Origin of the sequence: Campylobacter concisus (assembly GCF_902460875.1) — a bacterium.
GTDB classification, from domain to species: domain Bacteria; phylum Campylobacterota; class Campylobacteria; order Campylobacterales; family Campylobacteraceae; genus Campylobacter_A; species Campylobacter_A concisus_AA.
On the sequence record NZ_CABPVR010000001.1, the window covers coordinates 142,739 to 165,463 of the forward strand.

At 35.6% G+C, this 22,725-nt stretch carries 23 protein-coding genes; 15 read left to right on the forward strand and 8 right to left on the reverse strand.

Going from position 1 to position 22,725, the window contains the following annotated elements:
- Nucleotides 1-69: 69 nt before the first annotated feature.
- Nucleotides 70-1,098, reverse strand: coding sequence for a glycosyltransferase family 2 protein (locus tag F3H01_RS00730; RefSeq protein WP_188116326.1), 1,029 nt, complete (start codon nucleotides 1,096-1,098; stop codon nucleotides 70-72).
- Between the two features lie 86 nt (nucleotides 1,099-1,184).
- Between F3H01_RS00730 and F3H01_RS00735 the strand changes: the two genes are divergently transcribed.
- Nucleotides 1,185-2,357 (forward strand): O-antigen ligase family protein, encoded by a 1,173-nt coding sequence (locus F3H01_RS00735; protein WP_149724504.1) that lies wholly within the window; start codon nucleotides 1,185-1,187, stop codon nucleotides 2,355-2,357.
- Nucleotides 2,358-2,414: 57 nt separating this feature from the next.
- On the opposite strand, the gene uvrA is transcribed toward F3H01_RS00735, so the two are convergent.
- Nucleotides 2,415-5,243 (reverse strand): excinuclease ABC subunit UvrA, encoded by a 2,829-nt coding sequence (gene uvrA, locus F3H01_RS00740; protein ID WP_149724505.1) that lies wholly within the window; start codon nucleotides 5,241-5,243, stop codon nucleotides 2,415-2,417.
- Between the two features lie 175 nt (nucleotides 5,244-5,418).
- Here uvrA and F3H01_RS00745 point away from each other — a divergent pair, with 175 nt between their 5' ends.
- The 14 genes from F3H01_RS00745 to F3H01_RS00810 all read left to right on the forward strand — a co-directional run bounded on the left by F3H01_RS00745 (nucleotide 5,419) and on the right by F3H01_RS00810 (nucleotide 17,553).
- Nucleotides 5,419-5,703 carry an NADH-quinone oxidoreductase subunit I gene (locus F3H01_RS00745; RefSeq protein WP_021091598.1) on the forward strand — a complete coding sequence of 95 codons (285 nt, stop codon included), beginning with the start codon at nucleotides 5,419-5,421 and terminating at the stop codon, nucleotides 5,701-5,703.
- Nucleotides 5,704-5,812: 109 nt separating this feature from the next.
- Entirely contained in the window at nucleotides 5,813-6,226 is a 414-nt protein-coding gene (ndk, locus tag F3H01_RS00750) for a nucleoside-diphosphate kinase (RefSeq protein WP_072594491.1), read from the forward strand.
- Between the two features lie 16 nt (nucleotides 6,227-6,242).
- A complete protein-coding gene (locus F3H01_RS00755) occupies nucleotides 6,243-6,602 on the forward strand; it encodes a DUF177 domain-containing protein (protein WP_085658309.1) in 360 nt (119 codons plus the stop codon).
- Nucleotides 6,603-6,614: 12 nt separating this feature from the next.
- Nucleotides 6,615-6,761, forward strand: coding sequence for a 50S ribosomal protein L32 (gene rpmF / locus F3H01_RS00760; protein WP_002942540.1), 147 nt, complete (start codon nucleotides 6,615-6,617; stop codon nucleotides 6,759-6,761).
- Between the two features lie 3 nt (nucleotides 6,762-6,764).
- Entirely contained in the window at nucleotides 6,765-7,754 is a 990-nt protein-coding gene (plsX, locus tag F3H01_RS00765; RefSeq protein ID WP_072594492.1) for a phosphate acyltransferase PlsX, read from the forward strand.
- A gap of 3 nt (nucleotides 7,755-7,757) precedes the next feature.
- Entirely contained in the window at nucleotides 7,758-8,765 is a 1,008-nt protein-coding gene (locus F3H01_RS00770) for a beta-ketoacyl-ACP synthase III (RefSeq protein ID WP_103588502.1), read from the forward strand.
- A 237-nt stretch (nucleotides 8,766-9,002) separates the two neighbouring features.
- Nucleotides 9,003-9,602 (forward strand): peroxiredoxin, encoded by a 600-nt coding sequence (locus F3H01_RS00775; protein ID WP_021091673.1) that lies wholly within the window; start codon nucleotides 9,003-9,005, stop codon nucleotides 9,600-9,602.
- 123 nt (nucleotides 9,603-9,725) lie between these two features.
- Nucleotides 9,726-10,808, forward strand: coding sequence for a PilZ domain-containing protein (locus F3H01_RS00780; RefSeq protein ID WP_149724506.1), 1,083 nt, complete (start codon nucleotides 9,726-9,728; stop codon nucleotides 10,806-10,808).
- Between the two features lie 8 nt (nucleotides 10,809-10,816).
- Complete coding sequence (locus F3H01_RS00785) at nucleotides 10,817-13,105, forward strand: ATP-binding protein (RefSeq protein WP_149724507.1); 2,289 nt, start codon at nucleotides 10,817-10,819, stop codon at nucleotides 13,103-13,105.
- A gap of 58 nt (nucleotides 13,106-13,163) precedes the next feature.
- Nucleotides 13,164-13,775 carry a glycerol-3-phosphate 1-O-acyltransferase PlsY gene (gene plsY, locus F3H01_RS00790; RefSeq protein ID WP_103559761.1) on the forward strand — a complete coding sequence of 204 codons (612 nt, stop codon included), beginning with the start codon at nucleotides 13,164-13,166 and terminating at the stop codon, nucleotides 13,773-13,775.
- Nucleotides 13,772-14,098 carry a dihydroneopterin aldolase gene (locus F3H01_RS00795; protein ID WP_149724508.1) on the forward strand — a complete coding sequence of 109 codons (327 nt, stop codon included), beginning with the start codon at nucleotides 13,772-13,774 and terminating at the stop codon, nucleotides 14,096-14,098. The genes plsY and F3H01_RS00795 overlap by 4 nt, the downstream gene beginning before the upstream one ends.
- A gap of 76 nt (nucleotides 14,099-14,174) precedes the next feature.
- Nucleotides 14,175-14,846, forward strand: coding sequence for a homeostatic response regulator transcription factor HsrA (gene hsrA / locus F3H01_RS00800; RefSeq protein WP_021091657.1), 672 nt, complete (start codon nucleotides 14,175-14,177; stop codon nucleotides 14,844-14,846).
- A 38-nt stretch (nucleotides 14,847-14,884) separates the two neighbouring features.
- On the forward strand, nucleotides 14,885-16,102 hold the full coding sequence (locus F3H01_RS00805; protein WP_188116327.1) for a sensor histidine kinase: 1,218 nt from the start codon (nucleotides 14,885-14,887) through the stop codon (nucleotides 16,100-16,102).
- A 2-nt stretch (nucleotides 16,103-16,104) separates the two neighbouring features.
- Nucleotides 16,105-17,553, forward strand: coding sequence for a Ppx/GppA phosphatase family protein (locus F3H01_RS00810; RefSeq protein WP_149724509.1), 1,449 nt, complete (start codon nucleotides 16,105-16,107; stop codon nucleotides 17,551-17,553).
- 60 nt (nucleotides 17,554-17,613) lie between these two features.
- On the opposite strand, the gene F3H01_RS00815 is transcribed toward F3H01_RS00810, so the two are convergent.
- The 6 genes from F3H01_RS00815 to F3H01_RS00840 all read right to left on the reverse strand — a co-directional run.
- Nucleotides 17,614-18,492, reverse strand: coding sequence for an excinuclease ABC subunit A (locus F3H01_RS00815; protein WP_149724510.1), 879 nt, complete (start codon nucleotides 18,490-18,492; stop codon nucleotides 17,614-17,616).
- On the reverse strand, nucleotides 18,489-18,806 hold the full coding sequence (gene fliN / locus F3H01_RS00820) for a flagellar motor switch protein FliN (protein WP_021091807.1): 318 nt from the start codon (nucleotides 18,804-18,806) through the stop codon (nucleotides 18,489-18,491). Before fliN ends, F3H01_RS00815 begins: the two co-directional genes overlap by 4 nt.
- Nucleotides 18,803-19,222 (reverse strand): chemotaxis protein CheX, encoded by a 420-nt coding sequence (locus F3H01_RS00825; RefSeq protein WP_084041241.1) that lies wholly within the window; start codon nucleotides 19,220-19,222, stop codon nucleotides 18,803-18,805. Before F3H01_RS00825 ends, fliN begins: the two co-directional genes overlap by 4 nt.
- Nucleotides 19,223-19,300: 78 nt before the next feature.
- Nucleotides 19,301-20,050 (reverse strand): tryptophan synthase subunit alpha, encoded by a 750-nt coding sequence (trpA, locus tag F3H01_RS00830; protein WP_149724511.1) that lies wholly within the window; start codon nucleotides 20,048-20,050, stop codon nucleotides 19,301-19,303.
- Nucleotides 20,043-21,224, reverse strand: a complete 1,182-nt coding sequence (gene trpB / locus F3H01_RS00835; RefSeq protein ID WP_149724512.1) for a tryptophan synthase subunit beta — start codon at nucleotides 21,222-21,224, stop codon at nucleotides 20,043-20,045. The genes trpA and trpB overlap by 8 nt, the downstream gene beginning before the upstream one ends.
- A 65-nt stretch (nucleotides 21,225-21,289) precedes the next feature.
- Nucleotides 21,290-22,725, reverse strand: a 1,436-nt coding sequence (locus F3H01_RS00840) for an AAA family ATPase (protein ID WP_149724513.1), incomplete at its 5' end; no start/stop codon positions are given.

Below are 22,725 nucleotides of genomic sequence, written 5' to 3' on the forward strand. Positions count from 1 at the left end.
ACGCTGTGTGCGGTGTTCCTGTCCACCAAATCCAAGAGAGCTTTCAAGCTCAAGTATATTTATCATCTTCTACTCTTTAAATTCTTTCATTTTTTTATTTGACAAAAAGCCATTTATTGTATTAAAGATTTTTAAAATTTTTGATACATTTTCGTATGATTTTACATTTTTTAGCACTTTAAGCAAAATTCTCTGTTTTAGTCTAAGTTTTGAAAAACCAACTGAGTTTATAATGCTATCAATATCTTCATAAAAAAGATCAAGTGCCTTTACATAGCTACTATTGTTTAGATTTGGTCTCGCCGAAATAGCTGGCATATAGACGCTTTTTATCTTTCTAAATTCTAGATCAGGCACCATTTCAAGAGCTAAATTTTTGTTTTTTAAAATTGAGATTATATCGTCATAAACAAATTTATGATCCATCACAGCTTTTAGCTTTTCAAAACCAGCAGTGTTGTTATCTCCGATCTTATAATAATAAAATGCCTTATTTAGCTTTACAAGAGTTTTTGAAGCGATAACATTTCTCACTACAGTGTGAAAATCTTCAGCTTGCGTGATCCCAACTGGAAATAAATTTTCTTTTAAAATTTCAGTCCTAATCGCCTTGTTTGCCGCATTGTGCAAAACTTTGCTATGTCTTGAGGCTAAAAGCTTTTTTAGATACTCGTTTTTATCGATTGCGCCATCCTCTTTTGTCTCAAAATCCTTAAAAAGGAACTTTTTATGACCATAGACCTTACACATATCTGTTATCACTATGTCGGCATCAAATTTTTCTGCGATATCATAAACGCATGAAGCATAATCTTTTTCCACATAGTCATCAGCATCTACGCAGATAGTATATTTCCCACTAGCTAGTAATATGCCGTCATTTCTGGCAGCACTGACACCAGCATTGCTCTTTGTTTTTAATATTATTTTATCTTTATATTCTTCTAATATTTCTAGCGTATTGTCAGTACTTCCATCATTAATAACTATAATCTCAATATCATCCATGTCTTGAGATATAAGCGAATTTAAACAATCCCTAATGTGCTCTTTTTTGTTAAAAACAGGCACCACAAAGCTTATTTTCACGTCAGACACAATACTTCCTTTTAATTTTTATTTAATTGTATATTATTTTTAGTTCAGCAATGATAAAATGTCCACTTAAATTTTAAAGGATCTGTATGAAAAATGACATTGTATCTAGACTCTACAATCTCTTTTTAGTTATTGTCTTATTTACACTGCCAGTAACTGAGGGCTTAAAGCAAATTTCACTTACACTTTTTGTCTTGGCTGGAATTTATATTTGCGTCAAAGAAAAAAGGCAATTTAAATTTGATCTCATAAATATCTCGCTTTTTATCTTTGTTTTGGCTACTTTTATAAGTTGCCTTGTAAATGGAGTTTCTGCATCAAGAGCGCTTGATCCACTAAGATGTATGCTATTTTTCTTTGTGGCCAGAAGTGTCGGTGTAGAAAAAATAAATTTTAAATTTTTATTTTTTGCCTTATTTGCTGGTTTCATTGCTGCGTTTATCCCTGCTTGTGTAGAAAAATTCACTTCAAATGATCCTTTAGCACTTTTTGAGCTTAAATCAATAGGACACGTAAATCATAGCGCTATTTTTATGCTGCTAATTTTTTGTGTAGCATTAGTTTCGATAAATAGCAAAGAAATTTTTGAAAAGTATATAGGCATAAGCATTGCCGGATTTTGCGTCCTTGGTATAATGATAGCTGGCTCTAGAGCTGCAATGTATCTTTTGCCAATCATTATTTTTACTTACTTACTTTTTGAAATTTTAAATAAACAGATAAAAATAAAATTTTTATTAGGCTTGATAATTTTATTTAGTGTAATAGCTATTTCTTATATATATATATCAACAAATATCACTCAAGATCAAAGATTGTATAGTCAACTAACAAAGGGGGTCATTGGATCAGAGACTAGATATCCAATCTTTGCTAGCGCATATTATACGTGGTTAGAACACCCTTTATTTGGGATAGGTTCTGGTGAGTTTAAGATCATTGATATAACAAAATATTTTCCAGGCAATGTTGAAGTTCATGTTAGTCACGCACACAATACCTTTTTAACATTTTTAACAGAAAAGGGCATCGTTGCCTTGCTTGCATATTTGGTATTTCAACTATCACTCTTTATAAAATTTATTAAAAATTTTAGACAAAATAGCATAGTTTTTCTTGCACTTTTAATGCTTATGGATAATAATATAATTTCACTTGCAAATACAACGTTTCACCATGAAAATGCACTTTTAATGCTGTTGTTTTGGGCACTAGCTTCAAGTGCTATAGATGAGAAATCGACCTTAAAAATTAGCTAACACTCCGACACGCCTCAACCGTTTTAAATTTTATAAAGAAACGGTTGGGCCAAATTTCTACTTTTTCTTCATTTCCTCAAGCTCTTGTGCTAAAAATTCTCCAGTGTAGCTACCAGTTTTTTTATAGTTTTTAGCCACCTCTTTGACATTGCCACACGCTATCACTTTACCACCTTTTGCACCGCCTTCTGGTCCCATGTCTACGATGTAGTCGCAGTTTTTAATAACATCCATATTATGCTCGATCACAAAGACAGAATTTCCAAGATCAACTAAGTGATTTAGCACTTTTACAAGCCTATCGACATCGGCAAAATGAAGTCCTGTCGTTGGCTCATCAAGGATGTAAAGCGTATTTCCAGTATCGCTTCTACTAAGCTCTTTTGCTAGCTTCACACGTTGCGCCTCACCGCCACTAAGTGTGACTGCATTTTGCCCAAGTGTGATGTAGCCAAGTCCCACGTCTTGAAGTGTGGTTAGCTTTGAAGCGATCTTTGGCACAGCCTTGAAAAACTCAACCGCCTCATCTATGCTCATATTTAGCACCTCGGCGATATTTTTGCCTTTGTATAAAATTTCCAAAGTTTGAGCGTTATATCTAGCGCCATTACAAACGTCACAAACCACGTTTATATCAGGCAAAAAGTGCATCTCGATCGTGATCTCGCCCTCACCTTGGCACTTCTCGCAACGCCCACCTTTGACATTAAAGCTAAAGCGCCCTATTTTATAGCCTCTAAGCTTTGCCTCTTTGGTCTGTGCAAACAAATTTCTTATCTCGTCCATCACGCCGGTATATGTCGCTGGATTTGATCGTGGAGTGCGGCCGATCGGGCTTTGATCGAGGTATATGACCTTGTCTAAATTCTCAAGTCCACTTAAATTTACCCCAGCTATTTTTTTTACTTTTTTGGCTCTATTTAGCTGCTCCTGCGCCTCTGGAAGCAAGGTCTGAAGTATTAGCGAGCTCTTGCCAGATCCTGAAACGCCAGTGATACCCACAAGGTTTCTAAGCGGAAATTTCGCGGTTAAATTTGAGATATTGTTGATATTTACATTTGAAATTTCAAGCCACTTCTCAGCTTTTCTATTTTTTTGATAGTTGATCTTTTTCTTACCATTTATGTATTGTGCAGTCTGGGTGTTTGAGCTTAAAAGCTCTTTTGCCGTACCTGCAAAGACCACGTTACCACCAAATTTACCAGCTCCAGGGCCAATATCTACGATAAAATCAGCCTCTTCTATCGTTTTTTTATCATGCTCGACGACGATTACAGAGTTGCCTTTGGCTTGTAAATTTCTAAGCGTCTTTATGAGCTTTAGCGTATCTCGCTCGTGTAGGCCAATACTTGGCTCATCAAGCACATACATGACGCCACTTAGCCCGCTTCCTATCTGGCTCGCTATCCTGATGCGCTGTGCCTCACCGCCACTGATCGTCCTAGCATCACGCCCAAGCGACAAGTAGCCAAGCCCCACGTCATATAAAAAGAAAAGTCTCTCATTAATCTCTTTTAAGATAGGCTTTGCGATCGCCTTGTCGTAGTCGCTAAGATAGGCAAAATTTTTCTCGTTTGAAAAAAATACGGTGCAGTTATCTATGCTCATATCTAAAATTTCACCAAGTCCAAGGCTAGCGACCTTGACCGCTAAACTTTGAGGCTTTAGCCTGTGGCCGTTGCAAGCGTCACAAATTTTCTCACTCATGTATTCGTCAAAGTCTTTGTAATCCTTCAAAAGCCCGTGTGAAATTTTAACCACTCCATCAAACTTTCTAAGCAGCTTATTTCGCTTCCAAAAAAACTCAACTTCTTTGACATTTCCATATAAAACGAGCCTTTTTTCATCTTCGCTAAGCTCATAATATGGCTTTTTGATATCGATGCCATTTTGCTCGCAAAAAGCAAGTAAAAATTTATAGTAATAGCTCATGTTATAGCCATAAAGTAGCTTGATAGCACCGTTTTCTATCGACTTTTCTTCATCGATGATCTTGCTCATATCTAGGCTATATCTTATGCCAAGTCCGTCGCAGTGCTCGCAAGCACCCTTTGGTGAGTTAAAGCTAAAACTAAGTGGCTCAAGCGGTGTAAATGAAATTTTACAATCAAAACAAGCCATATGCTCGCTGTAATGTATAAAACTCTCTTTAAGCCCTAGTTCATCAGCATTTGCAATCTCTATCTCGACCTCGCCAAAGCTCTCATTTAGCGCCTTTTCAACGTCGCTTGCAAGGCGCTCGTGATTTTGCTCATCGATAGCGATCCTATCAACGATGACCTTTATCGTGTGTTTTTTCGTTTTAGCTAGCTCGATCTCCTCATCAAGCCTCACCACCACGCCATCTATTTGCGCTCTGACAAAGCCTTTTTGACGTAAATTTTCGATCAAATCCGCCCATGTGCCCTTTTTCTCACGAACTAGTGGCGCATAAATGATCACTTTTGCGCCAAGTGGGAGTTTTGAAATTTCATTTATGATATCGCTCGCACTCATTTTCGAGATAGGTTTGCCACATTTATGGCAGTGTTGAACGCCGACCCTTGCGTATAAGAGCCTTAGATAGTCATAAATTTCTGTAATCGTACCGACCGTTGAGCGAGGGTTTTTAGAAGTCGTCTTTTGATCGATCGCGATAGCAGGCGTTAAACCCTCGATCTTATCAACATCAGGCTTGCCAACGCGATCTAGAAACTGCCTAGCGTAACTACTAAGGCTCTCCATGTATCTTCTTTGCCCCTCAGCATAGAGCGTATCAAAGGCTAGCGTGCTCTTGCCGCTTCCGCTAAGACCGGTAAAAACTACTAATTTATTTTTTGGAATTTTAAGATTTATATTTTTTAAGTTATGTTCTCTTGCGCCAGTTATTTCAATAATATCGTTCATTAAATTTATACAACCTTTTTAAAATTTTTAATCTGTAAATTTAGTCTAAAAGTGATAAAAGATTTATAAAGTAGTTTTTCTAAAATTCAAGATCGTAGTTAAATTTAAGGGCTTATTTATATCATTTTCAGCTTTTTTTGATATTCTATGCCAAATTTTAATCTAAGGAGAAAAAATGTCTGTAAAAATAACTGATATATGCATAAGCTGTGGTTCATGTATTGATGAATGCCCAGTTTCAGCCATCGTTGATGATAGCGACAACCCAACTGGTGCAGATACATACTATGTTTATTCAAATAAATGCGTTGAGTGCGTAGGCTACAACGATGAGCCAGCCTGTGCATCCGCCTGTCCAACTGACGGTTGTATTGTATGGGACGCTGTTGTAGCGGGACAACCTTCGCGCGATCAGATCGGTGCTGATGCACGTAATGGCTCAATTCCAGTTATTCAATAAATTTATATTTATAAATTTTTAGGCTCAAATTGAGCCTATTTTATTTTTAAGCTTTATTTGATATAATTGCCAACTTCAATTTAAATAACCTAGATTTAAGGAAAAATTTATGCAAAGAACACTTTCTATTATTAAGCCTGATGCTGTTAAGAAAAATGTTGTTGGAAAAATTATAGATAGATTTGAAAGTAACGGCTTAAGGATCGCAGCTGCAAAGAAAATCCAACTTAGCAAATGCGATGCAAAAGCATTTTATGCAGTTCATAAAGATAGACCTTTCTTCAACGATCTAGTCGAATTTATGATAAGCGGGCCAGTTGTGGTTATGGTTTTAGAGGGCGAAAATGCAGTTGCTAAAAACCGCGAGCTAATGGGTGCAACTAACCCAAAAGAAGCAACTCCTGGTACGATAAGAGCTGATTTTGCCGATAGCATTGATGCAAATGCAGTTCACGGAAGTGACAGCCTAGAAAATGCTGTGAATGAGATAAATTTCTTCTTTGCTTCAAGAGAAATTTGCTAACTTTAGGTCAAGAAAATTGATTATATCTTTTTCTAAAATAGCAAACAAAGATATAAGCTTTGAGCTAGTAGGAAATGATAATTTAGTTTTTATTGGAATTTTAAAAAGAAAAGACCCTTTTTTGGTAAAATGCCAAGGCAAAATAAAAGGGAATATAAATTATGTTTGCGATCGATGCGGTGAAGTATTTATGCTACCTATCGATCAAGATGTAGAGCTAAATTTAAGTGATGGTATCTATAAAGATAGCGAAAATGAGCTTAGCGATACGATGGAATTTTTTGATGGCAATATTGATTTAAAAGAAGTCCTTGAGAGTGAGTTAGAAGCTTTTAAAAGTGATTATTTCTATTGTGAAAAATGTAAAAATTTATAAAGGAGAGTAAAAATGGCAGTACCAAAGCGAAGAGTGAGTCATTCTCGTGCAGCAAAACGCAGAACACATTATAAAGTTACACTTCCAGTACCTGTAAAAGACAAAGATGGTTCTTGGAAAATGCCTCACCGTATAAACAAAACTACAGGTGAATATTAAAATATGATTCGCATTGCTATCGATGCTATGGGTGGTGATTTTGGTGCAGATCCTATAATATCTGGTGTTATTGATGCACTAAAAGAGACAGAATTTAAAGCCGTATTAGTTGGCGATAGCAATGTCATCAAACCACTCATTCCACAATCTTATTTAAAAAATATCGAATTTTTAGAAGCTAGCGAAGTTATCTCAATGGCAGATGGTGCAACTGATGCACTCAAGAGAAAAGATAGTACGATCTACAAAGCAATTGAACTCTTAAAAAATAAGGAAGTTGATGCTGTAGTTTCTGCTGGTCATAGTGGTGCAACTATGAGTTTAGCTACTCTAAGAATTGGTAGACTAAAAAATATTTCTCGCCCAGCAATTGCAACACTTATGCCAAATTCAAAAGAATCTGCTACTTTAGTTTTAGATGTTGGTGCAAATGTTGATTGCAGAAGTGAGCATCTGTTTCAATTTGCCATAATGGGTGAAGCCTATGCAAAAGAAATTTTAGGTAGAAAAGAGCCAAAAGTTGGTCTTTTATCAAATGGTGAAGAAGAAAGCAAAGGCAATGAAGTTAGCAAAGAAGCATTTAAATTAGTTTCTAGGCTTGATAGCTTTGTTGGCAATGCAGAAGGTAATCAAATTTTTGATGGCAGTATCGATGTAATGGTTTGTGATGGTTTTATGGGAAATATTCTGTTAAAAACTAGTGAAGGCGTTGCAGATGCTATAGGTAAAATTATCAAAAAACAAATTAAAAAATCACCTCTTGCTATAGCTGGCTCTGTACTCATGAGAAAAGTTTTTAAAACGCTCAAAAAGCAGGTTAGCTATGACGAATATGGCGGTGCACCGCTTCTTGGTGTAAATGGTTGTGTTATCATAAGTCACGGCAAAAGCAATTCAAAAGCTATAAAGAATGCAATTTTTCAAGCAATAAAATTTGCTAATTCAAATATAAATAAAGTTATCGAAGAAGAACTTTCGCACTTTGCAAGGTAAAATATGCCAAAAGCTTCACTGATTTCTATCGCTTCTTATATTCCAGAAAAAATTCTAACAAATTTTGACTTTGAGAAAATGGTTGAAACAAGTGATGAATGGATAGTAAAGCGAACAGGTATTGAACAAAGGCATATTGCAACTAACGAAACAACAAGTGACCTTGGTACAAAAGCTGGTGAATTAGCTATAAAACGCTCAGGATTTGATAAATCTCAAATCGATGCAATCATCTGTGCCACAATATCTCCGGATCATCTTTGTATGCCTTCTACTGCTTGCAAAATAGCTGCAAATTTGGGTTTAAACTATGGAGTTACAGCATTTGATATAAGTGCAGCTTGTACCGGTTTTATTTATCTTTTAGAGCTTGCAAATTCTCTCATTATTAGCGGTGCTAAAAAGAATGTCTTAATCATTGGAGCTGAAAAATTAAGCTCTATTGTTGACTATACGGACAGAAGCACTTGTATACTCTTTGGTGATGGGGCAGGCGCGGCTGTAATTAGTAGCAGTAATGAGAATGAGATCATTGATATCCATACAGCAAGTGACGGTAAGCAAGCTGAACTTTTAATAACTCCAGGATGTGGGAGTGTATTTCCAGCCAGCGAGGAAACGCTAAAAAATAGACTAAATTTCATCCATATGAGTGGAAATGAAGTTTTTAAAATAGCAGTTCAAACACTTAGCAAAAGCGTAATAGAAATTCTGCATGCAAATAAAATGCAAAGCGAAGATATTGATTTTTTTATACCTCATCAAGCAAATATAAGAATAATAGATGCAGTAAAAAATAGATTAAATTTTAAAGATGAGCAATGTGTCTTGACTGTTGCTAAATATGGCAATACAAGCTCCGCTTCAATTCCGATGGCTATAAACGATGCCTATGAAGATGGACGCATCAAAAATGGTTCAGTTTTGCTTCTTGACGCATTTGGTGGCGGCTTTACATGGGGATCAGCGATTCTAAAATTTGGTGGAAAAAATTTTAGCGACTTACAATAATTACAGCAAGTAATCTTCTAAATTTTTAGTAACGCTTTTACTAATTTCTTTCAAACACTCTCATCAATAAAATTTTTAAAATTCAAATTTTTAACACTTTTAACAAAAATCCATTTTTTGTTTTTACTAATAACACTAAATTTACTAAACAAAAATTTTTAAAATATGTTTAAACTAAATTTAATTTTGAATAGATATAATTTCGCAATCAATAAAATTTATTATTAAGGAGAACAAATGTTAGTAACAAAAAAAGCACCTGATTTTACAGCTGCAGCGGTTTTAGGAAACAATCAAATTGTAAATGATTTTAATCTTTATAAAAATATTGGCGAGAAAGGCGCGGTCGTATTTTTCTATCCAATGGATTTTACTTTTGTTTGCCCAAGCGAAATCATCGCATTTGATAAAAGATATGACGAGTTCAAGTCACGTGGTATCGAAGTTATCGCAGTTTCATGCGATAACCAATTCTCTCACTTCGCATGGAAAGAGACTCCAGTAAACAAAGGCGGTATTGGTAAAGTTCGCTTCCCTATCGTAGCTGATATGACAAAATCAATCGCTCGTGGATTTGACGTACTTCTAGAAGATGCTGGTGTGGCACTTCGTGGCTCATTCTTACTAGACAAAGATGGCACTGTTCGCCATGCAGTTATCAATGATCTTCCACTTGGCAGAAACATCGATGAGATGATAAGAATGGTAGATACTATGCTATTTACAAATGAGCACGGCGAAGTTTGTCCAGCTGGCTGGAACAAAGGTGATGCTGGCATGAAACCAAGCACTGAAGGTGTTGCTGACTACCTTTCACACAACGAAGGCAAACTATAATCAACAGAAATTTCTAGGTATCCTTTACCTAGAAATTTCTCCTCCAAATAAATTTAAATACTTTTTTAATATAACTTTTTATATCATAGCCTTGGCTTTAATCAATAACATTCCGGAGACTACATGGATTTTAAAGGCAGGCAAGAGCTTGTAATAAATTGCGAAGATAGCATACTTAAATTAAGAGATAAATTTATCGATGACGGTATCAAATTTTGTAGACAGCTAACATTTATCGTGCCGCACGATCAGGTAAAAATTTGTCTTGAAAATATCTTTGATACACTACTTATTCAAAAGCCAAATGCTACGCAGCTACAAGATGATTTAAATAATCTAATACCAAAATCAAACGCAAGAGACGAATTAATAAATTTCCTACTTTTAAATTTGACTTTAAATTTTAGTCACTCTTGTGACAACAGTACCTTCGTAGGTTATTTCGTAAATGCCGTTTCAAGAATCAAAGAAATTTTATGTGGTGCCAAAGACCAGCAAGAAACGAATGTAAAAGATATGATTGAAACCGGAACATTTTTTTATGAAGATCCGATCAATACATTCACTCGCATGAAAAAAGCCAAGGTAAGGCCAGAGCTTTTAAATTTATATGATGGACTAAATATAAAATATGAGGCTGAAATTTTAGAAGTTAAAGAAGATAGTGTCGTTTTTCGCGTGGATATGATGCAAATTTTAGCTATGAAGCAAGACGGCAAAGGTTTTATTTTGCCAAATAGCTTTTTCTCAAAGCCATTATGTGCTGATATTGTTAATTACAATATAGTCAATAAAGGCGTCACTCTTTCAAATTTCTTACGAAATACAACGATGTACGCATATAAAAGAAAATTCCAACGTATCTTGCCAAATCGTTTTACCAAAACTATTATCAAAGGCAAGCAAGACAAGATCGAAGGTAGCCTTTATGATGTTTCCGAAGGCGGCATAAGTGTATTAAGTTCACAATCTGCAAATTTTAAAGATAACGAAGAATTAGAAGTCAATTTTGATCTCTTGATGTCTGAAAAAATGGTAAAAAGAGTTTCTTTAAGGCTAAAATTAGTTACTGAAATAACCTATAAAGGTTACATTAGATACTGTATGAAGCTTATCGATGATGATGAAACGATAAAAGATTTTACGCAAAAGCGCATAAAAGAGACGCTTGACGAGCTTCGCTCACGTATAAATTTATACGAATAAGGTAGTTAGTGAAAACAATACAAGAAAATTTAAAACTTTTTTATATCGGACTAAAAGACAAAGAGCCATTTTTTTATAAAAATAAGGATCTAACCACCCACGCAGCCATCATCGGTATGACAGGTAGCGGTAAAACAGGCCTTGGTATCACGCTTTTAGAAGAGGCATGCATAGACAATATCCCTTCTATCATCATCGATCCAAAGGGCGACATCACAAATTTAGCCCTCACCTTTCCGCAGATGAGGCCGGAGGATTTTTTACCATACATAGATGAAGCAGAAGCGGCCAACAAAGGTCAAAGTGTAGAGGAATTTGCCGCTGCTCAAGCCGAGCTTTGGAAAAATGGCATAGAGTCTAGCTTTCAAGACCTTGAGCGCGTAAAAATTTTAAAAGAGAGTGCAAGCTTTAACATCTACACACCAAAAAGCTCAGCTGGTATAGGCGTGGCGCTACTTAGCGACTTTGCCTGCCCAAATATCGCTGATGAAGAAATTTTTAGCAACTATATAAATTCGCTTGCAGCATCGGTATTATCTCTTATTGGTATAAATTCTGAGGACATGAACTCAAAAGAACAGCTTCTCATCTCAACCATATTTGATACTAAATTTAAAGAGCAAAAAGATGTCAGCATCGAAGAACTCATAAATTTCATCGCAAATCCGCCTTTTAAAAAGATAGGCGTTTTTGACGTCGATACCTTCTATCCAAGCAGTGAGCGCCTAAAGCTTGCCATGAAGATAAACGCACTTATCGCAAGCCCAAGTTTTAAAGGCTGGACTCAAGGCGTTAGACTTGAAATTTCAAAGATGCTATTTGACGAAAACGGCAAAGCAAAGTGCAATATCTTTACAATCTCACACCTAAATGACGCTGAGAGGATGTTTTTTGTTACCCTTTTGCTAAATGAGATCATCGCGTGGATGCGCGGCACAGAGGGCACTAGCTCGCTTAGAGCGATCCTTTATATGGATGAAATTTTTGGCTTTTTTCCGCCAAACGCAAACCCTCCGTCAAAAACGCCTATGCTCACACTTTTAAAGCAAGCTCGTGCATTTGGTCTTGGCTGTGTCTTAAGTACGCAAAACCCAGTCGATCTTGACTACAAAGGTCTTAGCAACATCGGTACTTGGTTCATAGGCCGCCTCCAAACAACCCAGGATAAAGCTCGTGTGATCGACGGATTAAGCGGTATCTCTGACTCAAGCTTAGATAAAGCTTCGCTAGAAAGCCTCATATCAAATTTAGCAAAGAGAAATTTCTTAGTTAAAAATATAAACGAAGACGGGCTAAGCGTTATTTCGACACGGTGGGCATTAAGCTATCTAAAAGGCCCGCTTAGCCGTGAGCAAATTTCAAATTTGATGAAAAAGCAAAAAGAAAATTTATCTGATAAAAGGATCGATAAAAGTGAGATGAAATTTAGCACAAAGCCCATAATCTCAAATGAAATCACGCAACTTTATGCTAACTCAAAAAGCCTCACGCCAAATTTATTTGCAAGTGCGAAGGTGAGAATTTATGACACCAAAAAAGGCATCGATAGCGTTTATGAAGTAAGCTATCTTTATGAACTAAACGAAAATGACAATGAGCCAAACTGGGATGAGGCTAGCGAAGGCATGCACATCGATGCAAGCTTGGATGAACCAAGTGACGCAAGCTTTGCAGCCGTGCCAAATTTTATCTTAAAAGCTAAAAATTTTGACAATATCCAAAAAGATTTTAAAGAGTATCTGTATAGAAATTTTAAATTTAATACCTTTGAGGCATTGGGAATTTATTCAAAAAACAATGAAACAAAGGAGCAGTTTTATATCAGGCTTCAAGATAAGTGCAATGAAATTTCAGAAGAACAAACAGCAAAACTTACAGCAAAATTTGAAAAAGAGCGAAAAAGCTTACAAGACAAGCTAAACAAGGCTCTAGCAAAGCTTGATAAAGAGCAAAAAGAGATGACCACAACTGGGCTTGATGCTGTCATAAATATAGGCGCTAGCATACTTGGAGCGATATTTGGCAACAAGCTTTTATCTCGTCAAAATGCGGGCAAAATCGCATCAAGCGCAAGAAGCGCAAATAGAGTCTTAAAAGAGCGAAATGACGTCAAGCTTAGCGAGCAAAGCGTAAATGATATAAATTTAGCCATTAGCGAACTTGAGGAGAAATTTGAAAAAGAAAGCAACGAACTAAAGGAAGCAAACGATATAAAAAATATCACTATAAATGAAATACAAATTTCACCAAAGAAAAGCGATATCTATGACGAGAAAGTCGTGTTTTTGTGGAGATGATTTATAAAATAATTAGTATTTTTTTACTATCATTTCTGTTAAATTTAAAAGGTAAAATATGCAAAATTTAATACTTTATGCCATTAGTTATCTACTTGGAAGCATTCCGTCTGGCCTCATTCTTGCAAAAATTTTTGGGCATGTTGATATAAAAAATGAAGGTAGCAAGAGCATCGGTGCGACAAATGTTTTAAGAGTTTTAAAACAAAAAGATCCAAAATTAGCCAAAAAACTAGCCATTTTAACGATAGTTTGTGATGTTTTAAAAGGAGTTTTGCCACTTATTGTCGCTTCATATTTGGGAGCTAGTCAAAGCGTGCTTTGGACGATGGCGGTTTTAAGCGTGGTCGGACATTGCTTTTCAATATTCTTAGGATTTCAAGGCGGCAAAGGAGTCGCAACTGGAGCTGGAGTGATCGCATTTTTCTTACCAGTTGAGATCATTATTGCTCTAGCTGTTTGGTTTGTGGTCGGAAAATTTTTAAAAATTAGCTCTCTTGCTTCACTTTGTGCGTTGATAGCTCTGATCGTATCAAGCTTTATAATCCACCCAGATTTAGATGAAATTTATACACACGCTCCGATACTAATCATCGCATTTTTAGTAGTTTATAAACACATACCAAATATCGTTCGCCTGCTTTCAGGCAAGGAGAAAAAAGTCGTATGAAAAGTGAAATGACGACGATCATTAAAGATTATAAATTTGAAACGATCATCGGAATGCTTGATTTTGAGCGAGTCACTAAGCAAGAGGTGCAAATGAATCTAGAAATTTGCTCAGCCAGTTTTATTGATTATGTTTTAATTATTGACTTTGTTAAAAATTTTTATAATGAAAGACAGTTTCAAAGCGTTGAAGAGTCGCTTGAAGAAACCAGCAAAGCGTTAAAAGAGAAATTTGGCTCACTAACTAGCCTTAAAATGGAAATTTTAAAAACTGAAATTTTACCAAACGCAGTTGTTGGAGCAAAAATAAACACTATTTTTTAAAAATTTATTAAACTATCTTGAAATATTGCTTAATTTATGATACAATCGCCCATAAATTTTAGTTTAAGGAAGCAAAATGCGTATTTTAATAGTTGAAGATGAAGTGACGCTAAATAAGACGATTGCTGAGGGCTTGCAAGAGTTTGGCTATCAAACTGATAGCTCTGAAAATTTTAAAGATGCTGAGTACTATATAGGCATTAGAAATTACGATCTAGTTTTGACTGATTGGATGCTTCAAGATGGCGATGGCATAGATCTTATAAACATCATCAAACATAAATCTCCACGCACTTCAGTTGTAGTTCTTTCTGCAAAAGATGACAAAGAAAGCGAAATAAAAGCACTTAGAGCTGGTGCTGATGACTATATCAAAAAGCCATTTGATTTTGATATCCTAGTAGCTAGACTTGAAGCTAGACTACGCTTTGGTGGCACAAATATTATAAAAATCGATGAACTTATCATCAATCCAGATGAGGAAAAAATCACATATTTAGGTCGTGATATTGAGCTTAAGGGTAAGCCTTTTGAAGTCTTAACTCATCTTGCAAGACACTCAGATCAGATCGTATCTAAAGAGCAACTACTTGATGCTATCTGGGAAGAGCCAGAGCTTGTAACTCCAAACGTTATTGAAGTCGCTATCAACCAAATCCGCCAAAAAATGGATAAACCACTAAATATTTCAACAATTGAAACTGTTAGAAGACGCGGATATAGATTTTGTTTTCCAAAAAAAGCCTAAGGAATAGATTTATACTACAATTAGCATCTGGTGCTATGATGCTAATTGTAGTTATTTCGGTAATGCTTTATCACTATATAAGGGTTACCGTTTTTCAAAGTGTAGTTAATGAACTAAACTATCAAGCCGAAGCTTATAAAAAAAATCCTCAGAATTTCAATCCTTTAAATTCAAAAACATTTACGATAGAAAATCCAAACAAAACCCTAGCAACGATAAAAACAGACGAGCCGCAAGATAAAGAAACATATATCGTAACGCAAAAATCAAAGGATCAAAGTAAAACTTTTTTAATAACAAAACTCGATGAAAGTAGTTATTTAAGCCTAGAAAAAGATACTACTCTTCAAGCTCATATAGTAGAAGAAATTTTTATAGATATTATAATCGTAAATGTATCAGCGATACTTTTGGTGCTTTTTTATGCGCTATTTTTATCAAGAATGCTTTTAATACCTATAAAAATTTTGAGTCACAAACTTACAAATTTAGATGAAAAATTTCTTCATGAGATAGATATAAAGAGCCTACCAGATGAGTTTTTACCACTTGGACAGAGCATAAATAGGCTAATCTCTCGTATCCAAACATTTGTCTTATACCAAAAAGAACTTTTTGTAGGCGTGGCACATGAGTTAAAAACACCGCTGGCCGTAATGAAAACAAAAAATGAAGTTACGCTTTTAAAGCCACGCGAGAGCGAAAAATATATCGAGGCTCTAAAATCAAACAATGAAGCTATAAACGGCATGAATGCGATGATAAGTTCTATACTTGAGATCGGCCGCCAAGAGGGAGCTCAGTTTGAAGAGCCAGTAAATACCGATGTCATAGGATTTTTAAAAAAACTTGCAAAAAACTATGAGATACTTGCGAAAAATGATGAAAAAAATATAAAACTAGACCTAAAACCAGAAATTTTAAATCTAAAAATACAAACTAGCTTACTAACCCACATTGTGCAAAATTTTGTTCAAAATGCCATTAAATTTTCACCAAAAAATAGCACCATTAAGATTAGCTCTAAGCTTATAAAAAATAAATTTATCATCGAAGTAATAGATGAAGGAATAGGCATAGATGAGAGTAAAGATTTATTTGCTCCATTTAAAAGATACGGCGACAAAGGTGGTGCTGGGCTTGGGTTGTTTCTAGCTAAAGGTGCGGCGCAGGCTCTTGGTGGCGAAGTAGATATTAAAAATAGAAATGATAGAAGCGGTGCAGTCGCGAGCCTAGTTTTAAATATAAAAGGATAAAAATGGCAAAGAGAACCGCAGTAATCGACCTTGGCTCAAATTCTATGCGAATGGCGATATTTGAGAGAACGTCACGCTTAGCGTTTTTTATACTAGCTGAATATAAAACAAAAGTGCGTCTAGGCGAAGGTGGATATGGTTCAAACAATGAAATATCCGAAAGCTCAATGAAAAAAGCACTAAAGGCTTTTAGCGAATTTTCAAATATCATAAAAAGCTACAAATGCAATAAAGTCTTATGTGTTGGTACTTCAGCGCTTAGGGACGCTCCAAACGCAAATGTTCTGATCTCTCTTTTAAGAAAAAAACTTGGTATAAATTTAAAAGTCATTGACGGCAAAGAAGAGGCTACTTTTGGTGCGATCGCAGCCAAGAATTTACTCCATAACATCGATGAATGCCTCACTATCGATATCGGTGGCGGATCAACTGAACTTGCTAGAATAAGCAAAGGCAAAATAATAGATACGCTCTCGCTTGATATTGGTACGGTTAGGTTAAAAGAGCTTTTTTTTGATAAAAAAAACTTAAATAAATTGCCAAAATTTCTAGAACAAGTTACAAAACAGATAGATGAGCGATTTAAATGCCAAAATATAATCGCTATTGGAGGCTCTCTTAGAGCGATATCATCTGCCATAATGAGCAAAAATTTATATCCGCTCTCTTCACTGCACGGCTTTTGCTACAAGCTTAGCGACGAACAAGCCTATATCGAGAACATCGCAAATGTTAGCGTACTTGAGCTAAATAAATTTCCCATTAAAAAAGATAGATACGACACCATTAGAGAGGGCGCACACATCTTTTTGGCCCTCGCCAAAGCTCTAAATGCCAAAAATATTATAACAAGTGGGGTTGGCGTAAGAGAGGGAGTGTTCTTAAAAGATTTTTTACGTCCTAGCCTTAAATTTCCGCAAAATTTTAATCCAAGCATCAAAAGTTTGCAAGATCGTTTTATATTATCATGCAATAAATCAGTCACAAGATATGCAAAAGATATATTTATAGTATTAAAAAAGCTTCACGGTCTAAGTGATAACTATCTTGAAGCGCTTTTAGTTGCTGCAAAACTTCACAATGTTGGTCAAGAGATTGGCTTTTATGGTGATCATAAAAACTCAGCCTATATAGTCTTAAATGCCTTAAATTATGGCTTTTCGCATGAACAAAAAGCATTGATTGCAGTAGTAATTGGCACAAACGGAAAGAAAAATATCTATGAATTTGAACAGTATAAAAATTTACTTCCAAAAGCCGAGTGTATAAGATGGCTGAGTTTTATACTCTCACTAGCAAAGGCACTTGATCTAACTTGTGAAAGAATAAATTTAAACTTCGAATTTAGTGGGCATACGCTAAAAATAGAAGGCGCAAAAGAATTCGCTATGGCAAAAGAAGAGATAAAAAAGATCACAAAACCTGAAATTTTTGCTATTTCGTTTGTATAAATTTTGAAACTAGCTTTAACGCATAAAATTTAAATTGGATGAGAATTTTAGCTAAAACTACTAAAATTCTCCGCTCATTTTATCTTTATAGTTACTTAAACTATTTTTTCGCTCTTCTAAAAATGAGCTTAGTTTTTTCTTGTTCTCTTCAAAAAATATAGCAAAATCCTGCTCATTTTGTATCTTGTCTTCACCAAAGCTATCAAGCATTACATTTGAGCTACCAACTATCACTAAATAACGCCTATTTTCATAGCTTAATAGCATTAGTTTATTCGTGCGATCAAGATATTTTTCATATATTATATTGACGTTACTATTTTGATTTTTAAGTAGCCAGTTCATTGATTTTGTATCATTTTGAGACTGATTTCTAGGTATTTTAAATTCACTAAAGTCGCTACTCTTTGAAGTAATATATCTTTTAAATACATATAAAAATACAAGGAGCGCAATAAGCACACTTAAAACTATAAAATACCTTGAGTCTATATTTAACATAGGCTCTTCATCTATCTTTGGTGTGCTAGAGGTCTCTATTTTTGCACTAGCTTGAGGCATATTTTGTATTTGAGGTTTTGCATTTTTTAGAGTTACACGAATGCGGAGTCCAAAACTATCAGTCGTCTTTGAAGCATTTACAATAATAGCATCATTTGAGCGCAAATTTAAGACAAGCGAGTTTTGCTTTGGCTCTATCTCAAGCTCTTGAATAATCTTTGAGTTTATGTCTTTACTAGCACTTTGATCGTAATTTAGCGAATTTAATATCAAAGATGTTGTGTCTTTTTCGCGCTTTTGAAAGATATTTCCTTCATAAGGTGCATCAAAACTAAGCATAATATCGACTCTATCAGCACGTTCATAGATATTGTAAGTTAATAGGTTTGAAGCTAAAATTTGAGTTGCAAAAAGTAAGAAAAATAGTATAAATTTCATAAAAGTTCTTTTTTGAAGTACTGAATAACTGACTTTGAATCCAAAATTTCATTTATCCTGATGGCTAAATTTTTCTCATAAACCATTACTTCGCCTTTTCCAAAAATTCTATTATTTATATATAGCTCCACGCTCTCACCAGCCGGCTTTTCAAGGTCTATGACCGAGCCAGCTTCAAATTTCAAAAGCTCATTTATACTAACCGTGGTAGTTCCTAGCTCAGCTATAAAATCAACGCTTATATCCATAAGCTCATCATAGCTCTTAAAAAGCCCTAGCTGCTCTAGCGTCTCTATCGCACTCTCGTCGTTCATTGTATGTCGTAGCCTATTTGAAATGTTCTATTTTTTATTTTATATACAAATTTCTCTTTTAGTTTGATGCCAAAATTTTCAACTTCGCCTAAAAATTCAGGTGTTCCTAGTTTGTACGCATTTGGCTCTTTTTCGTTTAGTAAATTTTTAGCTTTGCCAATGATCTGATTTGCTATCTCTTTACAAAGATCGTCTAGATCACCACCATCAACATCTTCGTGACCAAAAAAGGCATTCATGAAAATTTTCAAAGTATCTTTTTTAAAAAATAGGTAAAAATGATACTCGCTTTTGCCCTTATAGACTGGTATGCTAGCTCCGTAAAATCCTTTGCCTAGACTCTTGCCAAACTCTAAATCTAGCCCTAAAGTATCCTTGCAAAGATAGCTTGTAGCTTCATCTATAACTTTTCTCATATCTCTTCCTTAAGACTTGAAATGCATTTTCAATTATACTTTGGCTTTACTAAATTAGCTATAAATTTATTAAGCATCTTAAAAGAGTTTATCTATCTCTTTTACTAGCTTTTCACCGCTAAATTCGGCACAAAGCTTAACTATTTGCGTACCTATTATTGCTCCATCAGCATACTTTTTTACTTCATTAACATCATCTTTGTTTTTTATACCAAAGCCCACAGCTACTGGCAGATCGCTCTTTTTCTTAAGCTCTAGAACCAAATTTTTTATCCTATCTTCATCAGCCCTTTTTGAGCCGCTAACGCCTATCGCGCCAAGAGCGTAAATAAATCCTGAGCCAAATTTTAAAATTCCATCCGCCCTACCCCCAGATGTTACGCTGATAAGTGGTATCAGGCTTAAATTTAGCTCCTTGCACTTTAGGGCAAACTCCTCGCACTCCTCACAAGGCAGATCCGGCACGATAAAGCCGCTAATTCCAGCTTCAACTGATCTTTTTAGAAATTTATCAACGCCATAAGCAAAGATGATATTAAAATAAACCAGAAAAACAAGTGGTTTTATCACTTTTGCCTTGCAACTCTCAAGCATATCAAAGACAACGTCCGTATTTACGCCGTTTTGCACCGTCTCAAAACTAGCTTGCGCGATGAGTTTGCCATCGGCCAGCGGATCAGAGTAAGGGATGCCGATCTCGACTAGATCAAGCGTGCTCTCATCTAAATTCTCTAAAAAATCCTTCGTTTTTTCTAGGCTTGGATATCCGGCCACGATGTAGCCGATGTTTGCCTTTTTGCCACTAAATGCGCTTCTAACCTTATCCATAAATTTTTCCTTTTTCGTAGCCGATAACTGTGTTTATGTCCTTATCGCCCCTGCCTGAGACGTTTACGACTATGACGCTTTTTTTATCTAGTTTTGGGCAAAGCTTTTCTAGATACGCCAGTGCGTGCGCGCTCTCGATGGCTGGGATGATGCCCTCCATCTTGCTTAGAAAATACAAGGCATTTATGCACTCATCGTCAGTTACAGCTTCATATTTTACCCTTTTAATATCGTTTAGATGGGCGTGCTCTGGACCGATGCCTGGGTAGTCTAAGCCTGCTGAGATGCTGTGAACTGGCGAGATCATGCCGTATTCATCTTGCAAGACCGTCGTTTTCATGCCATGGATGATGCCGATTTTACCTTTGCTAAGCGTAGCAGCGTGATAAGGCGTCTCTATGCCAAGACCGCCAGCTTCTATACCTACTAAATTTACGCTCTCATCGTCCAAAAACGCACTAAAAATTCCAATAGCATTACTACCTCCACCAACGCAGGCGATGACGTAGTCGGCCTTTTTGCCATACTCTGCAAGCTGAGCTTTGGCCTCTGTACCGATGATGCTTTGGAAGTCACGCACGATCTTTGGATACGGGTGTGGGCCAACGGCTGAGCCGATGACGTAAAATGCGCTCTCTATCTCATTTACCCACGCTTGTATGGCCGCCGTAGTCGCCTCTTTTAGCGTTTTTAAGCCGTCTTCTACGCTCACCACTTTTGCGCCAAGGAGCTGCATACGAAAGGCATTTAGCTGCTGTCTAGCAACATCTGTTGCACCCATATATACGTCACATTCTAAGCCCAAAAGTGCCGCTGCAGTCGCTGTTGCCACGCCGTGCTGGCCAGCTCCAGTCTCAGCTAAAATTTTCTTTTTACCCATTTTTTTAGCAAGCAGTGCTTGAGCTAGGGCATTATTTATCTTATGTGCGCCGGTGTGGTTTAGATCCTCTCTTTTTAGGTAAATTTCATGTCCGTAGTGCTCGCTCAGGCGCTTTGCAAAAAAGAGCGGACTAGGCCTGCCAACGTAGTTTTTAAGCAGATCATCAAGCTCGTCTTTAAATTCCTTAGTCTTTGCGATGCTAGCATAGGCGCTTTCCAACTCATCAAGGGCAAACATCACCGTCTCAGGCACGAACTGCCCGCCAAATTTTCCAAAATATGCTTTACTGTTCATCTTCTACCTTTTTCAATTTTAATTCATTTTAACATTTTGAGTTTAAAAACACATATTAAACATGCCTAAATTCTACAGTTTTCAACCCACTGCTTTATTCTTTCTACTTGCCCTTTTTCTAAATACTTTTGCAGATGTGCTTTATGTAATAAATATAAAAGAGATAGGATGTCTTTTGCAGTATTTTGTTTTTCATCTTCGCTAATGCACAAGAAAAAATCAAGAGTTTTTGTTTTATCCTCTGCGTGGCTTTCGCCGTGCAAAACCAAACGATACATTAAATTTTCAAAATACGCTTGTTGTTCTGGGCTCAAATTGGCTACTATTACCTTGTCTCTTGCGATATCTTCTATGCCGCACTGATAATTAAATGTACCAAAGGCTTCTAGTACTTTTCTCATATTATTACCAATATTTATATTTTTTGATACAGGGTTATTTGAATTTTCTGATACAGGGTTATTTGCATAATCATAAATTTCATTCAAAAGAGTTTTATATTCTGAATATTTTTTACCAAAATCAACTAATTTCTGATTTTTTAGTTCTCTTTGTATAAAAATTACTTCATTTTTATCGTTGATTTTTATTTGTGGTAGTGAGCCAATAATCTTTTGCATATCAAACGCGCTCATCAAATCGTGAGTTAAAATTATCATCTTGCTTTTATTGCAACCGGTCATAATTTTATGAATTTGGTAATTTAAAAACGACATTATCCCGACTTTATTTTCAAAATCAAAGCTAGAAATGGGATCATCTATAACTATAAATTTTGGTTTTGTATAAAATTCCTCACTATTCTCGCCTTTGAAAATTTCGGTAAAAAAATAGCTTAATGCAATAGCGTTTCGCTCGCCGGTCGAGACGTCTTTGGCTTTTACTCTATTGCTGTTTGATTTTAAGACATATTGCCCTTGATTTTCGCTAAGTTCAAGCCTACCTTCTTTAAAAAATATGTATTTTAGATGCTCATTGATCTTATCTTGAGCTATATTTATCTGCTTTTTTTGAGCATTTAGTTCTGAAATTTTACTACTTATACACCCTAGTCGTCTGTCATTGTGGTCTTTTTTACTATTTAAGGCCTGCATAATTCTTAGCTTCTCTTTATAATAGTTAAAATTATCTTTTATCTCGCAATAGGCTATTTGTTTATTCAATCTTTCAAGCTCTTGTTTTAGCTCGTCTGCTTTAGCTTTTTTATTCATAAAATCTTTTATTGTTTGCTCAAGCTGATCTAAATTTTGATTTAATTCATTAACTAAGTTATCAAAATTTGTATCTAAATTTAAGGCGACGAATGGATTTTGTATCTTTTGATCTAGTTTTTCAGCGACTTCAGTCTGGCAAGTATTAATTTGCATTTTTATAGTATCAAACAAATTTTTATCTAGTTTATCCATATCTGGCAAATTTTTTAAATTATTTAGTGAATTCTGAATTTCCTGTTTCTTGTTTTCCAAATTCGTCTGATGGTTTTGTGTATCTGGATTAAAGA